Annotated in this window: 14 protein-coding genes and 1 riboswitch; of the genes, 3 read left to right on the top strand and 11 right to left on the bottom strand. The window is 70.9% G+C overall.

The window, feature by feature from the left end; translation table 11 throughout:
• Positions 1-4: 4 nt before the first annotated feature.
• The 7 genes from OOJ98_RS02725 to clpS all read right to left on the bottom strand — a co-directional run bounded on the left by OOJ98_RS02725 (position 5) and on the right by clpS (position 6257).
• Positions 5-799 (bottom strand): ABC transporter ATP-binding protein, encoded by a 795-nt coding sequence (locus OOJ98_RS02725; RefSeq protein ID WP_267052992.1) that lies wholly within the window; start codon positions 797-799, stop codon positions 5-7.
• Positions 796-1824 (bottom strand): iron ABC transporter permease, encoded by a 1029-nt coding sequence (locus OOJ98_RS02720; protein ID WP_267052991.1) that lies wholly within the window; start codon positions 1822-1824, stop codon positions 796-798. The genes OOJ98_RS02725 and OOJ98_RS02720 overlap by 4 nt, the downstream gene beginning before the upstream one ends.
• 55 nt (positions 1825-1879) lie before the next feature.
• On the bottom strand, positions 1880-2848 hold the full coding sequence (locus OOJ98_RS02715) for an ABC transporter substrate-binding protein (RefSeq protein WP_267052990.1): 969 nt from the start codon (positions 2846-2848) through the stop codon (positions 1880-1882).
• Between the two features lie 37 nt (positions 2849-2885).
• Positions 2886-3033: riboswitch (cobalamin riboswitch) on the bottom strand.
• A gap of 26 nt (positions 3034-3059) precedes the next feature.
• Complete coding sequence (locus OOJ98_RS02710) at positions 3060-3482, bottom strand: M67 family metallopeptidase (RefSeq protein WP_267052989.1); 423 nt, start codon at positions 3480-3482, stop codon at positions 3060-3062.
• Positions 3483-3578: 96 nt separating this feature from the next.
• The gene (locus OOJ98_RS02705) at positions 3579-5042 is read right to left on the bottom strand and encodes an amino acid permease (protein ID WP_267052988.1); all 1464 of its coding nucleotides are present in this window, start codon (positions 5040-5042) and stop codon (positions 3579-3581) included.
• 319 nt (positions 5043-5361) lie between these two features.
• Complete coding sequence (locus OOJ98_RS02700) at positions 5362-5952, bottom strand: DUF2017 domain-containing protein (protein WP_267052987.1); 591 nt, start codon at positions 5950-5952, stop codon at positions 5362-5364.
• Complete coding sequence (gene clpS / locus OOJ98_RS02695; RefSeq protein WP_267052986.1) at positions 5952-6257, bottom strand: ATP-dependent Clp protease adapter ClpS; 306 nt, start codon at positions 6255-6257, stop codon at positions 5952-5954. The genes OOJ98_RS02700 and clpS overlap by 1 nt, the downstream gene beginning before the upstream one ends.
• Before the next feature lie 273 nt (positions 6258-6530).
• Here clpS and OOJ98_RS02690 point away from each other — a divergent pair, with 273 nt between their 5' ends.
• Together OOJ98_RS02690 and OOJ98_RS02685 are read left to right on the top strand one after the other, a co-directional pair.
• Positions 6531-7859, top strand: coding sequence for a nicotinate phosphoribosyltransferase (locus tag OOJ98_RS02690; RefSeq protein WP_267052985.1), 1329 nt, complete (start codon positions 6531-6533; stop codon positions 7857-7859).
• A gap of 139 nt (positions 7860-7998) precedes the next feature.
• The gene (locus OOJ98_RS02685; protein ID WP_267052984.1) at positions 7999-8586 is read left to right on the top strand and encodes an isochorismatase family protein; all 588 of its coding nucleotides are present in this window, start codon (positions 7999-8001) and stop codon (positions 8584-8586) included.
• A 34-nt stretch (positions 8587-8620) separates the two neighbouring features.
• On the opposite strand, the gene OOJ98_RS02680 is transcribed toward OOJ98_RS02685, so the two are convergent.
• Positions 8621-8920 carry a hypothetical protein gene (locus OOJ98_RS02680; RefSeq protein ID WP_267052983.1) on the bottom strand — a complete coding sequence of 100 codons (300 nt, stop codon included), beginning with the start codon at positions 8918-8920 and terminating at the stop codon, positions 8621-8623.
• A gap of 135 nt (positions 8921-9055) precedes the next feature.
• On the bottom strand, positions 9056-11446 hold the full coding sequence (locus OOJ98_RS02675; protein ID WP_267052982.1) for an immune inhibitor A domain-containing protein: 2391 nt from the start codon (positions 11444-11446) through the stop codon (positions 9056-9058).
• A 420-nt stretch (positions 11447-11866) separates the two neighbouring features.
• On the opposite strand from OOJ98_RS02675, the gene OOJ98_RS02670 reads away from it, so the two are divergent.
• Positions 11867-12193 (top strand): hypothetical protein, encoded by a 327-nt coding sequence (locus OOJ98_RS02670; protein ID WP_267052981.1) that lies wholly within the window; start codon positions 11867-11869, stop codon positions 12191-12193.
• Here OOJ98_RS02670 and OOJ98_RS02665 read toward each other — a convergent pair.
• Both OOJ98_RS02665 and OOJ98_RS02660 read right to left on the bottom strand, forming a co-directional pair.
• The gene (locus tag OOJ98_RS02665) at positions 12179-12916 is read right to left on the bottom strand and encodes an RDD family protein (protein ID WP_267052980.1); all 738 of its coding nucleotides are present in this window, start codon (positions 12914-12916) and stop codon (positions 12179-12181) included. The two genes, OOJ98_RS02670 and OOJ98_RS02665, sit on opposite strands and share 15 nt — an antisense overlap.
• 96 nt (positions 12917-13012) lie before the next feature.
• Positions 13013-14473, bottom strand: a complete 1461-nt coding sequence (locus tag OOJ98_RS02660; protein ID WP_267052979.1) for an RDD family protein — start codon at positions 14471-14473, stop codon at positions 13013-13015.
• Between the last annotated feature and the right edge of the window lie 252 nt (positions 14474-14725).

Here is a 14725-nt window from a genome sequence, read left to right as displayed (position 1 = left end):
CTGCTCAGTATGTGGTCGTGGCCCCGGTCGGCGGCAGATAGACCACGGTGGGGGCGCCGGTGGCCGGGTGGTCGCGCACCTCGGCATCGACCCCGTACACCTCGCGCAGCAGCTCGGGAGTGAGGACCTCCGCGGGCGGGCCGGCCGCGACGATCCGGCCCGCGGCGAGGACGCAGAGGCGGTCGCAGTAGTACGCGGCGAGGTTCAGGTCGTGCAGGGCGAGGAGGTTGACCGTCCCCAACTCCCTGATGAGGGAGAGGACTTCGAGCTGGTAGCGGATGTCGAGGTGGTTGGTCGGCTCGTCCAGGACGACGATGTCCGGCTGCTGGACGAGGGCCCGTGCGACCAGGGCGCGCTGGCGTTCGCCGCCGGACAGGGACGGGAAGGGACGCTCGGCGAGGCCGGCGATGCCGACCCGGGCGAGCGCCTCGCGCACGAGGGTGTCGTCGGCGGCGGTGTCGGACTCCCAGAAGCGGTGGTGCGGGGAGCGGCCCATGGCGACGATCTCGCGCACGCTCAGCTCGATGCCGCCCGCGTCGGCGTCCTGCGGGACGGTCGCGATGCGGCGGGCGCGGGCCTTGGCCGGCAGCGCGTGCAGGTCGGCGCCGTCGAGCAGGACGCGTCCCGTGGTGGGGCGCAGGGTGGCGTAGACGCAGCGGAGCAGGGTGGTCTTGCCGCTGCCGTTGGGGCCGACGAGGCCGACGGTCTCGCCGTCGGCGGCGTCCAGGGTGATGTCGTGCAGCAGGGTGCGGCCCTGGGGTGTGGTGTACGAGAGCGATTCGGCGCGCAGGGCCGTCATGCGGGGCCGCCTTCCGCGCGGGCGCCGCGGCCGCGCAGCATCCACAGGAAGAACGGGCCGCCGGTGAGCGCGGTGAGCACGCCGACGGGGATGTCCTGCGGGGCGGCGACGGTGCGCGCGGCGAGGTCGGCGGCGACGAGGAAGGCGGCGCCGCCGAGCGCCGCGACGGGGAGCAGGGTGCGGTGGGCGGCGCCGACGGCCATGCGGGCGGCGTGCGGAACCATCAGGCCGACGAAGCCGATCGCCCCGGTGTACGCGACGAGGACGCCGGTGAGCAGGGAGGTGAGCACGAACGCGGCGGCGCGGAAGCGGCCGGCGTCGAGGCCGAGGACGGTGGCGCCCTCCTCGCCGACGAGCAGCAGGTCCAGGGGGCGGGCCAGGGTGATCAGGACGAGGGTGCCGATGGTGAGGGCGGCGGCGGGCAGGGCGAGCATGTCCCAGCGGGCGCCGCCGAGTCCGCCGAGCGTCCAGTGCAGGACTTCCTGGGCGTGTTCGGCGCGGGCGGAGGTGACCAGGATGAGGCTGGTCAGCGCGGACAGGACGTAGGAGACGGCGACGCCGGCGAGGACGAGCCGGCCGCCCGTCATCGAGCCGGCGCGTCGGGCCAGGGCGTACACGAGGACGAGGGCGCCGAGGGCGCCGGCGAAGGCGGCGGCGGGCAGGGCGACGGTGGTGGCGACGCCCGCTCCGGCTCCGAGCACGATGACGGCGACGGCTCCGGCGGACGCGCCGCTGGAGACGCCGAGCAGGAACGGGTCGGCCAGCGGGTTGCGGACGAGGGCCTGGAGCGTGGTGCCGATGACGGCGAGGCCGGCGCCGGTGACCGCGCCGAGCACCACGCGGGGCGCCCTGACCTCCAGGACGATCGTGCGGTACGGGCCGGGTTCGGCGGCGCCCGTGACGATGGCCAGCACGTCGCGGGCCGGTATCCGTACGGAGCCGAGCGCGAGCCCCGCGGTGGCCGCGGCCAGCAGCACGAGGATGAGCGCGGCGAGCAGCAGGGGGTAGCGTCCGCGCGCGGTCATGGGAGGTGCCCTTCGGTGCCGGTGGCGCCCGGGGTGCGGGGCGCGCGGGCGCCCCTCACCGGCCCGCCCGCAGTTGCGCGGCCAGCCTGGCCACGGCGTCCGGGGCGCGGACGCCCGTGACCATGTCGGACAGGGCCAGGACGGCGAAGCTGTTGTTCTTGACGGCGGGGACGGACGCGAGGGCCGGGTCGTCGCGCAGGCGCTTCTTCTTCGCTTCCACGCTCGTGCCGCCGTAGTCCAGGACGAGGATGGTCTCGGGGGCGCGGGCCACCACGTTCTCCCAGCTCGCGTCGCCGAAGGACGTCGTCTTCAGGTCGTCCGCGAAGATGTTGCGTCCGCCCGCCCGCGTCACGATGTCGTTGCCGATGCCCTTGCCGCCGACCGTGAACGCCTTGGCGTCGCCGCTGTCGTAGACGAAGACCGGGACGGGCGCCGCGCCCGCGGGGGCCGCCTTCGCGTTGGTGGCCTCGGCCGACTTCACCCAGGCCTCGGCCCGGTCGGGCACCCCGAAGGTGCGGCCGACCTCGCGGACCTCCGCGTACACGTCGTCCATGGTGGTGGCCGCGGCCCTGGGGCAGTTCTCCACGTTGAGGCGGGTCTTGATGCCGCTCTTGGCGAGGGCTTCGCGTCCGCGGCCCTCGTTGGCGGCGAACGCCGAGGCGTAGCCGCCGTAGACGAAGTCGGGGTTGGCCGCCAGGAGCTTCTCGTACGAGGGGTATTCGGCGGCCAGGACCGGGACCGAGCGGTAGTCCGCCGCGTACTTCGGCAGGACCGCGTCGTCCAAGTAGGCGGTCCCGGCGAGGGATTGGGCGAGGCCGAGCTCCAGCATCACTTCCGTGGTGTGCTGGTTCATCGTCACCGCCCGCTTCGGTGGCGCGGTGTACGTCGTCGTCACGCCGCAGTTGGTGACGGTGTACGGGAAGCCGGGGGCGGCGGGGCCCGCGGCATCGGGCTGCGCCGGCGTGGTGCACGCGGCGAGCGGGAACAGCAGGGCGGCGGCGAGTGCCGCGCGGCGCCAGAGCATGACCTAGCTCCTCCAAGGGGATTTCCACGTCCCCTGTCGATGGGAGAAGGCGGCAGGCCAGTTCCTGGCTTCCGGCACCGGAGGGTTTCCCCCGGTGCCGGTCACAGTGGCGGGACCGTGCCGGATTCGCACCGGCTTCCTGGGTCCTGCCGCCCAGTGATCGAAATTGCGTACGGACAGTATGCGCGAGATCCGCCCGTACGCGTATTCGTCAGTAGGCCTCTACGACCCTTACATCTTCCTCGGTGATCACGCCGTCCACGATGCGGTACGAGCGGAACTGGAACTCGCCCGCCCCGTCCGTGTCCGCCGTCGAGACCAGGACGTAGTGCGCGCCGGGCTCGTTGGCGTAGGTCACGTCGGTGCGGGAGGGGTAGGCCTCGGTCGCGGTGTGGGAGTGGTAGACGATCACCGGCTCCTCGTCGCGGTCGTCGAGGTCGCGGTAGAGCTTGAGGAGGTCCTGCGAGTCGAACTCGTAGAACGTGGGCGAGCGGGCCGCGTTGAGCATCGGGATGAAGCGCTCGGGGCGGCCGGTGCCGGCCGGGCCCGCGACCATTCCGCACGCCTCGTCGGGGTGGTCGGCGCGGGCGTGCGCCACGAGCTGGTCGTACAGGGCCTGGGTGATGGTCAGCATGTCGGCAAGGATAAGCAGACGGGCCATCCCGTATCGAGGTGCGATACGGAACGGCCCGCATGGTGAGAACCTGCTGGTCAGCGAGGCGTCGGAGGCTCAGCTCTGCTTGGCGAACGCCTTGTTCTCGGGGTTCTTGGCCTTGAGGACCAGGAAGGAGACGCCGAGGATCAGGGCCCACAGCGGCGCGCAGTACAGCGAGACGCGGGAGTCCTTGTCGATGCCCATCATCACGATGACCATGCCGATGAAGACCAGCGCGAACCAGCTGGTCCACGGGGCGCCGGGGGCGCGGAAGCTGGACCGGGGCAGGGCGCCGGAGTCGGACAGGCGGCGGTAGCGGATCTGGCAGACCAGGATCATGATCCAGGCCCACATGCCGGAGATGGTGGCGAAGGAGACCACGTAGTCGAAGGCCTTGCCGGGCGCCACGTAGTTGATCCACACGCCGACCAGCATGAGCGCCGCGGAGACCGAGGTGCCGATCAGCGGGGTGCCGCTCTTGGTGAGCTTGGTGAAGGCCTTCGGGCCCTGGCCGTTGAGCGCGAGGTCGCGCAGCATGCGGCCGGTGGAGTACATGCCCGAGTTGCAGGAGGACAGCGCGGCGGTCAGCACGACGAAGTTGACGATGCCCGCGCCGATGCCGAGGCCCATCTTCTGGAAGGCGGCGACGAAGGGGCTGACGCCGGGCTGGAACTCGTGCCACGGGACGACCGAGAGGATCATGATCAGGGCGCCGATGTAGAAGACGGCGATGCGCCACGGCACGGTGTTGATGGCCTTGGGCAGGGTCTTCTCGGGGTCCTTGGACTCGCCCGCGGTGACACCGACCAGCTCGACGGCGAGGAAGGCGAACATCACGATCTGGAGCGTCATCAGCGTGCCGCCGATGCCCTTGGGGAAGAACCCGCCGTCGTTCCAGAGGTTGGCGACGGTGGCGGTGTCCGCGGCGTCCGAGAAACCGACGGTCAGGATGCCGGCGCAGATCAGGATCATGCCGACGATGGCCGTCACCTTGACCATCGAGAACCAGAACTCCAGCTCACCGAAGAGCTTCACGGAGATGAGGTTCACGGCGTACAGGATGAGGGTGAAGATCAGCGCGTAGGCCCATTGCGGGATGCTGCCGTGGGTCCAGAAGGACATGTACTGGGCGGCCGCCGTGACTTCGGTGATGCCGGTGACGACCCAGAAGAGCCAGTACGTCCAGCCGGTCACGAAGCCCCAGAACGGGCCGACGAACTCGCGGGCGTACTCCGAGAAGGAGCCCGACACCGGGCGGTACATGAGCAGCTCGCCGAGGGCGCGCATGATGAAGAAGATGACCAGGCCCGCGATGGCGTAGGCCAGGATGAGGCTGGGGCCGGCCTTCGAGATGGCCTTGCCCGCGCCGAGGAAGAGGCCGGTGCCGATGGCACCGCCGATCGCGATCATCTGGATCTGCCGGGCCCCGAGGCCCCGCTGGTATCCCTCGCCCGAGCCTTCGCCCGGAGCCTGGGCGGTCCCCGCGGCCTCATTGCCGGCAGGACGGTCTCCGTGCTGGTCGACCTGCGCTGAGGTCATGGTGGTGCGCCTTTCTCCATGCTGACCCGCCCGCCTCGGTCACGAAGCGTCGGATCAGGTCCTGATCCCCCCGGATGTGGATGGAGTGCCACCGGCGGTCTGCCGGTCGAAGCGCCCCCGGGAACATGGGTGGCGTCCCCGGGTGGTCGTGAAGATTTATCACGGCCTTATGGGTGATCCCCAGCTGGCTTTGTGGCGCAGACCACAGGAAGAAGCGGACAAAGGGCCGTCAATATGACAAAGCAGGTCGATGTGGTAACGGGATCGTTATACGGATTTGAGCGTCCGCTGAGCGAACGGCCTTTTATCGGTCGATCGCTCAGGCCATGAGCGTTTCGATGAGTGTTTCCTGCAACACACCCAGCCACAGATAGGCCATCACCATCGGCTTGCGCGGGTCGTCGTCCGGCAGCCGGTACAGCTCGCCGCTCTCGTCCTCGTCCGTGATCTCCAGACGGGTCGCGATGGTCAGGCGCAGGTCGTTGAGGGCGCCGAGCCAGTGCCGCGCGTCCTCGGCGGTCAGCTCGAGGACGGCCCCACCGTCGCCCTTGGGCGTCAGGGCGTCCAGTCCGTGCACCACCGCGAGGGCGTCCGCGCGCTTGCGCGCGCGCAGGTCGTTCTCGGTGAAGCGCCTGAACTCGGCGGATTTGGCGCGCAGTTCGTCGCTCTCCCCGCTCGCGTACGCCTCCGGGAAGAGCCGGGCGAGCGCGGGGTCGGTGGGCGGCGCGCTCGGCCCCTCGGCGAACAGGGCGGCCAGCGGGTCCGCGTCCTGATCGGGCTCGTCGCCGGGCCCGATCAGTTCGAGCAGCTGGACGGCGAGCGAGCGCAGGATGGCGATCTCGACCTCGTCGAACGCGGCCGCCGCGCCGCCGCGGGGCAGCGGCTCGAAGCCGCTGACGGTCCCGGCCATCAGCCGCGGTCCTGGGTGAGCGTGGCCCACAGGCCGAAGCCGTGCATCGCCTGCACGTCGCGTTCCATCTCCTCGCGGCTGCCGCTGGAGACCACGGCCCGCCCCTTGTGGTGCACGTCGAGCATCAGCTTGTGGGCCTTGTCCTTCGAATAGCCGAAGTAGGACTGGAAGACGTACTGCACGTAGCTCATCAGGTTGACGGGGTCGTTGTGGACGAGCGTCACCCAGGGCACGTCGGGCTCGGCGACGGGAAGGCTCGACTCCGCCGACTCGGGGCGTTCGATCTCTACGGGGGCAACGCTCACGACTCTGGGCGACCTTCGTCTCTTCTGCCGGTGGACCGGGGATCGGTCCCCCGGAAAGGCGGCCTGCCGGGGGTGCGGGGTCGGCCCCCGAAAATCACAGCCACGGCCTCCATGCTGCCACCAGGGACCGGTCATCGCACAAACGGGCCCCTAGAAATCGTCAGAGTGACGAGTATTCGGGGTAGCATCCCCGCATGCCCCCTCCCGGGGGCCATCCCGCGGACCCCCGGCCGGCGTGTGCCCGGCCCGGACGAAAGTGCGAGGTAGCTCGCTGTGAATGCCCCGGACCTCGGTCTGCCGGTGGACGTGCCGTCGACCGCGCTCTTCACCGACCAGTACGAGTTCACGATGCTCCAGGCCGCCCTGAAGGCCGGCACGGCCGACCGGCGCTCGGTCTTCGAGGTCTTCACCCGCCGGCTGCCCGAGGGCCGCCGCTACGGCGTGGTCGGCGGCACCGGACGCGTCCTGGACGCCGTGGAGAACTTCCGCTTCGACGCGGGCGTGCTCGGCTTCCTGCGCGAGAACCGCATCGTGGACGAGCCCACCCTGCGCTGGCTCTCCTCCTACCGCTTCAGCGGCGACATCTGGGGCTACCCCGAGGGCGAGGTCTACTTCCCGGGTTCGCCGATCCTGCGCGTCGAGGGCTCCTTCGCCGAGTGCGTGCTCCTGGAGACGGTGATCCTCTCCATCCTCAACCACGACTCCGCGATCGCGGCCGCCGCCTCCCGGATGTCCGCGGCGGCCGGCGGGCGCCCGCTGATCGAGATGGGCGCCCGGCGCACCCACGAGCTGTCCGCGGTCGCCTCCGCGCGCGCCGCCTACGTCGGCGGCTTCAGCACCACCTCCGACCTCGCGGCCGGCTTCCGCTACGGCATCCCCACCGTCGGCACCAGCGCCCACGCCTTCACCCTGCTCCACGACAGCGAGCGGGACGCCTTCCGCGCCCAGGTCGACTCGCTCGGCCGCGGCACGACCCTGCTCGTCGACACCTACGACGTCGCCGAGGCCGTGCGCACCGCCGTGGAGATCGCCGGACCGGAGCTCGGCGCGGTCCGCATCGACTCGGGCGATCTGCTCCTGGTCGCGCACCGGGTGCGCCAGCAGCTCGACGAGCTGGGCGCCACCGCCACCAAGATCGTGGTCACCTCCGACCTCGACGAGTACGCCATCGCCTCGCTGGCCGCCGCGCCCGTCGACGCGTACGGGGTCGGCACCCAGCTGGTCACCGGCTCCGGGCACCCGACCTGCTCGATGGTCTACAAGCTGGTCGCCCGCGCCCAGTCCGCGGACCCGAAGGCCCCGCTGCTCCCCGTCGCCAAGAAGTCGCTCGGCGCGAAGTCGTCGATGGGCGGCCGCAAGTGGGCCGCGCGCCGCTCGGACGCGTACGGGATCGCCGAGGCGGAGGTCATCGGCACCGGCGCGGTCCCCACCGAACTCGTCGAGCGCCAGCTCCTGGTCGAGCTGGTCAAGGGCGGCACGGTGGTGGCCCGCGAGCCGCTGGACACCGCCCGCGAGCGGCACATCGACGCGCTGGCGGCGCTGCCGATGTCCGCGAGCCAGCTCTCGCGCGGCGAGCCGGTCATCCCGACCGAGTACGTGTGAGCCACGGCGCCGTACGGGCGTCCCGGGGGCGGCGGGGTCTTCCGCCCCCGTTTGCCCCCTGCCGTGCGCCGCGCGAAGTCTCTACGCTCAAGGAACAGCCCCCGCCGGCCCCGGGCCCGCAGACCTAAGGACAGCCGACATGCACCGCGCCTTGATCGTCGTGGACGTCCAGAACGACTTCTGTGAGGGCGGCTCCCTCGCGGTCGCGGGCGGCGCCGATGTCGCCGCCGCCATCACCGACCTGGTGGGCCAGGCGGCCGGATCCGCCTACCGCCACGTGGTGGCCACGCGCGACGCCCACATCGACCCGGGCGCGCACTTCTCCGACACGCCCGACTTCGAGCACTCGTGGCCGGTGCACTGCGTGGCCGGCACCGAGGGCGTGGGCTTCCACCCCAACTTCGCGCCGGCCGTCGCCTGCGGGGCGATCGACGCGGTCTTCGACAAGGGCGCGTACGCGGCGGCGTACAGCGGCTTCGAGGGGCTCGACGAGAACGGGCTCTCGCTGGCGGACTGGCTGCGGGAGCGGCAGGTGTCCGAGGTCGACGTGGTCGGTATCGCCACCGACCACTGCGTGCGGGCCACCGCCCTCGACGCGGTGCGGGCCGGGTTCGCCACCACCGTCCTGCTCGACCTGACGGCCGGGGTGGCGCAGCACACGACGTCCGCGGCGATCGAGGAGATGCGGGCCGCGGGCATCGAGCTGTCCGGCAAGCCCGTGGTGTAGCCGGGCCCCGGAGCGGGCGCGGCTGTCGGCGCGGCTATCTCAGGAGCGCCCGTATCGGATGCCAGAGCTCCTCGGTGGTCTCCGGGGCCGTGCGCCACAGCAGGCCGTCGGGATGGTGCAGGACGGCCGTGATCTCGTCCAGGGTGGGCGGCGCGGTCTGGCCCCGCAGATAGACCGCCCTCAGGCCGAGGTTGCGGAGCCTGGTCAGGGCCCGCGCCCGGTTGACGGCGTGCACCAGGACGCGCACGTCGGTACCCGGTGCCGCCGGGTTCGGCAGGGTCAGCGCGACGACCACGCTGCCTCCTGGCAACTTGCAATAACCTCCGCCGGGCATGCCGGACCACTCCCCCTGCAAGACGACGCATTGGACCCGCTGTCAATAAGGACTCGTAGGACGCACCTAAACACGATCGGCCGCCGCCCGCTAGAGGGCGACGGCCGATCATGGTTTGACCTGCGGTTTTGACAATTACTTGGTGGAGGTGCCGACCTTCACCGTGATCGTCTGGCCGTTGGACGGCTGGTCGACGATCGAGATCCGCGTCTTGGTGTCAGGAACCTTGACGCTGCCCGTCGGGTTCTCGGCGTACCAGTACGTGCCCTGGTGGTCGTCGAAGACCGGGACGCCGGCCTGCGACTTGATCTTCGTCGCCACGTCCGCCTTGTGCAGCGTGAAGGCGTCCGTCCGGTACTGGCTGAACGGCGCGTCGAAAGGCTGGATCTTGTTGCGGAGCAACGTGCCGTCGGCCCACTTGAGCGGCTTGGCGTGCGCGTCGATCGGCAGGATCAGGCCCTGGCCCGGGTGGGCCGAGACGTTGTTGTCCTTCTGGGAGGTGTCCCAGAGCCAGATGAGCAGACCCTTCTGGTACGGGTAGTGCTCGACCCAGCTCGGACGGGTCTTGGAGAAGCCGAAGTTGTACGGGCCGACCTTGAGGGTCGTGTCGTACGAGACGTACTGGCGGTTCTCCGCGAGGTAGTACTGCGGGTAGTCGTTGGTGGAGGACTCCCCGATGCGGGTGAAGTTCTTCGCCGCCCAGCCGTTGTCGCCGCCCTCGGCGCCGTCGGTGACGACGGCGGTGCCGTCGGCGGTGACGGTGATCGCGTCGGCGGTGAAGCCCTTGCCGCCCGCGCCGCCGTCCGTCTGGTAGCGGAAGCGGAGCTGGATCTGCTTGCCCGCGAACTGGTCCAGCGGGTACGACAGCTTCTGGTACGCGCCCGAGGCGTCGGTCAGGGCCGGCTTGTCGCTGGAGTCGCGGGTGATGGCCTTGCCGTTGGCGGTGCCGTCGATCGCGTTCCAGCTGGCGCCGTTGTCCGTGGAGACCTCGGTGTAGAGGAAGTCGTAGTCCTTCTCGATGTCCCACCAGCCCGAAAGGTCCAGGGACGCCTTGGACTTGCCGGTGAGGTCGACCGAGCGGGTCAGGGTGTTGTTGAGGTTGTCACCCATCCCGCTCCACCACTGCTTGGAGCCCTCGGCGGGCTTCACGACGGTGGTGGTGACTTCCTTCTTGGGCAGCTCGACGACGAGCGCCTGGTTGTTCTTGGTGTTGTACTCCGAGACGCCCAGCTTGGCGGTGATCTTCGAACCCGCCTTCACCGAGGCGTAGTCGAGCCAGCCCAGCTGGAGCTTGTCCCAGGCGGTCATGTCGCCGGGCAGGTTTCCGATGGAGTCCTTGCCGGTGCCGAGCCAGGAGCCGGCCGACATCAGGGACCAGAAACCGACCGAGTTCTCGGCGGTGTTCGTGGTGTCGTAGAGGTCCGGCAGACCGAGGTCGTGGCCGTACTCGTGCGCGAAGACACCGAGGCCGCCGTTCTCCGGCTGCATCGTGTAGTCGCCGACCCACATCCCGGTGTCACCGATCTGGGTGCCGCCGGCCTTGTTGTTGGCGGGGCCGGTCTTGCCCGCGTCGGTGCCGTAGGCGTACCAGCGGTGCGCCCACAGGGCGTTGGTGGCCTGGGCGCCGCCGCCCGCCGACTCGTCCTCGCCGGCGTGCACGATCTGGAAGTGATCGATGTAGCCGTCGGGCTCGTTGAAGTTGCCGTTGTTGTTGTAGTCGTTGCGGTCCCACTGGTCGTACTGACCGAGGGTCGCCTTGATCTGCGCGTCCGTCTGGCCCTTGGCCTTCTGGTCGGCGACCCAGGCGTTGACGCCGTCGCGGACGGTGTCCCACACGTTGGCGCAGTTGGTCTGGCCGCAGTAGTTGGAGCCGTAACGGGCCTCGTTGTACGGGATCTTGACCCAGTCGGTGACCTGACCGTCGACCGAGTAGCGGCCCGAGGACGTCTTCTCGTAGTACGTCTTGAGCGAGTTGACGTTCTTGCCGGTACCGAAGTACAGGTCCTGGTAGTGCTTCTGGTTGTAATCGGCCTGCCAGGCGGTCGAGTTGTCCTTCGACCGGTCCGGCTTGGCTATCTGGTTGTGCGCCGGGCCGGGGGTGCCCCCGTACTTGGGCTGCGGCGGCTTGGGGCCGTCCGGGCCGTCCGGGTCGTACATGGTGGTGTTGTCGACCTGGTCGCCGAACTCCACCAGGATCGTGAAGATCTTGTCGGTCTTCTCGCGGCCGAGCTCGACGTACTTCTTGTCGCTGAGCTTGACGACGTCGGAGCCGCCGCGCTTCTCCACCTGCTTCTTGCCGGAGATGACCTGCTCCAGCGCCGCCTGGCGCTGCTGGGCCTGCTGGTCGCTGAACGGGCCCTTGAGGTTGTGCTCCTGGCCGCTGGCCCTCGACGGGTCCTGACGTTGGACGGCCGCCGGGGCCTTCGTGTCCGCCTGGGCCGTGGCGTATGCCGAGCCCGTGGCGCCGGCCGTGGCGAGAGCCACGAGCACGGCGGCGGCTCTTGCCGCCCTCCTGCTGCTGGTCACTTGATGTTTTCCTCCCCCGCGGCCGGCAGGAACCGGGGGGTGAGGGGCTGGTTCCGGTCACGACACGCGTCTCAAGTGACGACATTGGACCGGAGTTACCAAAGAAAAGACAGATCTTGACTTGTTCGTGCCAAGTACATTATGCAGAAGGCGAGTTCCGCTATCCGAACGTGACAGGTGTGCTAACAGACCGGGACAACAGGTGCACACGTCTCGCCATCCGGACCGGGGCGCATCCCGGAATGACTCCGTGCGCCCCCTGTGCACCGGCACCGTGGGTTAGGTCACGCTTACCAACAGTTCCGCTCGGGCATGGACCGACGTAGAGTCGCTTGGCAGTGCGATCCGGTGGCAGCGCCCGCCGGTTGAGATCGGTCGAGCAGCTCATCCCCTATCCGAACCTTGAGGACGGATAACGCCATGCCGCGTCCCACTGCCGCACAGCTCTCCTACGGTTCGGCCACCGTCGTCTTCTCGACCGTCGCCATGCTGCTGCTCTCCCGCACCGAGTCCGGCGTCGGAGTCGCGGTCATCGTGCTCGCCGCGCTCCTGCTCGGCCTGCTCGTCGCCGTGACGGTCCCCATGCCGCTGCCCCGCCGCTCGCGGGCGGACGCGGGCGGCCGCACGGCACCGGCCGCTGATGCGGCACCGGTGAACCGTGCGGCCGTCGAGAGTTCCGCCGCGGCGCGTGTTCCGGCCCCCCGCACCCGGCGGGCCGTCACGCGCGAGCACTCACTGCGGGGTTGAGACCACCACCACCGTCTTGCCGGCCTTGTCGTGCCAGCCCTGCCGGTACGGCTTGTCCGCCACGATCGTGATGATCAGGACGATGTCCCACAGGCAGTAGCAGCAGAGCACGAACGGCGCCCACAGCACGGCGGCCCGCGCGAGCGACGCGTTGGTCGTCGGCACCGCGCCGTCATTGAGCATCGCGACCCGCAGCCCCAGCCACTTCTTGCCGAGTGTCTGGCCCGACTTCGACACCATCAGGGTGTCGTAGCCGATGTAGACCACGAGCGTGATCAGCAGCCACAGCAGACCGCTGCCGGAGTACGCCTTGCTGATCACCTCGGTGCCGGAGTCGCCGTTGTCCGTGGTCGAGATCACGACCCGGTTGGTCGTCGCCCACTCGATCAGGCCGAGCGGGATCGCGATGATCAGGAAGTCGATGAAGCGGGCGAGGAACCGCTTGCCGAAGTCGGCGAGCGGTGGCATCCCGGCCAGCGGGTCGACACCGCCGTACTGACCCCCGTACGGGTCGGAGGGCGGCGGCGCGCTGTCGTACGGCGAGCCGCCACCGGGGGGAGGCGGCCCGCCGTACGGACCACCCCCGCCGCCGTACGGGCCGCCTCCGCCGGGCGGCGGCTGCGCGCCGCCGTACGGAGAACCGCTCTGCGGAGGCTCTGACGGCTTCTTGAGGAACGGGTCGTCCTCGGGCGGCTGACCGGGCGGCGGCTGATCGGTACTCATGCCGGTAGTGCACCGCGCGCGCGAGCCCTCCGCGAGCGGAGGGACGCCGTTCGGGGGGCGCCGTTCGCGGGGCCATGTGCCCGCCCGGCTCTGCGGCTAGCCCTGCGCCACGAACGTACGGGCCGCCTTGTCGTGCCAGCACTGGCGCCACGGGCGGTCGAAGAGGCACCACGCCGCATTGACCACGCCCACCGCGAGCAGCCCGAGCACCCCGTAGACCAGCCAGCGCCGCGCGGCCTGGCCGAACGTCGGCGGCTCGTACGACTCGATGCCGCGCACCTGCACCCCGCACAGCCGCTTGCCGAGGGTGCGCCCCCACTTCGCGGTGGGCACCGCCTCGTACAGCAGGCCGAGGACGAGGAAGCCGCCGAGCACCATCCCGAGGAAGCCCGCGGTGGTGCCGTCGAGCAGATAGACGGTGACCGTACGGCCCGACAGCTTCGCCGCGTCGATCTTCTCCTGGATGTGGTCGCCGACCTGGGTGAGCAGCGGCACCGCGAGGCCCCCGACGAGGGCGCCGAGCAGCACGGTGTCGACGAGCCTGGCGATGAGCCGTCTGCCGAGCCCCGCGGGCCGTGCCGCTGCCTGCGCCTGCGCGGCGGCGAAGAACGGATCGGCGACCGGGGGCTTCCACGGCACGACGGGTTCCTGCGGCTGCCCCTGCGCCGGCCCCTGCGGATCGGGCTGCGCGAGCCGGTGCACCTGCTGCGCCCAGGACGCGGCCCCTCCCCCGGGCCCCGCCGTCATCGGCGAACCGGGCACGGGGTCGGCCTGTGCGTCGGCCTGCTGCGGGGACGGCCGGGCCGCGGCGGGCGCGGACGGCCGGGCCTGCGCGGTGTACGAGCCGTCCGCGCGGCCGGTGGACGCCGGGACCAACGGGTCGGCCGTTGCGGCCAGTTGGTCCCTGACGGGGGAGGGCTCGACGGCGGCGGGCGGAAGCGTCCCGGCGAGCCGTCCGCGCTGGGGCTGGGGCTGCGGCTGCGGCTGCGGCTGTTGCGGATTCGGCTGGTGCTGAGGCTGTTGCTGGTTCGGCTGGTGTTGCCGACTCGACTGCTGCTGCTGGTTCTGATGCTGCTGCTGGTTCGGCACCGGGTGGGGGGTTCCGGCCGGTTCCGGGCGGCGGGGGTCGGGGAGGCGGGGGTCCGCCTCGGGCAGCCCGCGCGGGTCGACCGGCCGGCCCCAGGAGACGCGCCGGTCCTGGTCGCCGCCGAAGCCGGACTGGTGGGCGGCGTCCGCGTGCCAGGCGGGCTGCGGCTGGGCGCCCTGTCCGGGTGCGGCCGGAGCGGACGTGGCCTCGGGCTCGTCGAGGAAGACCGGGCCCGTCTCCTCGGCCGGCGCGCTGCGGACCGGGGGCACGGCGGCGAGCGAGGGGGCCGGGGCGGGAGCTGCGCCCGGCGGCGGGGTGGGCGGGGCCTCGTCGGCGGCGGGGGCGGGCCGGCTCGTGCCGGGCACCCAGGAGACCCCGTTCCAGTACCGGACATATCCGGGAATGGAGGGGTCCGGGTAATACCCTTCGCGCGCCGCGCTCCCGTCGCTGTCAGGAGGAACCGTCGCCATGTCCCCAACTCCGTTTCGATCCAGCACACTTGATCTCCGCCGCGGCACCCCGCCGGACCGGGCACCCGCCGCGCGCTTCCGCCCGCCCCTGCCGGGCCCGTGGGAGAGACCCTAACCAAGAACGCGCGGCCGGTAGGAGGAAGCCGGGCAGGAAGCCCGCGTACGAGCGACGCGGGGGCGCCGCACGGCACCGGGGTCCTCGCCGCACGGGCGGTGCGCGGCAGTGCGTACAGTCGTCGGGCGTCGAACTGA

The organism is Streptomyces sp. NBC_00083, assembly GCF_026343295.1.
In the GTDB taxonomy this organism is placed as follows: Bacteria; Actinomycetota; Actinomycetes; order Streptomycetales; family Streptomycetaceae; genus Streptomyces.
The sequence above is the reverse complement of the archived record's forward strand: the minus strand, read 5'-3'. Positions and strand labels throughout refer to the sequence as shown.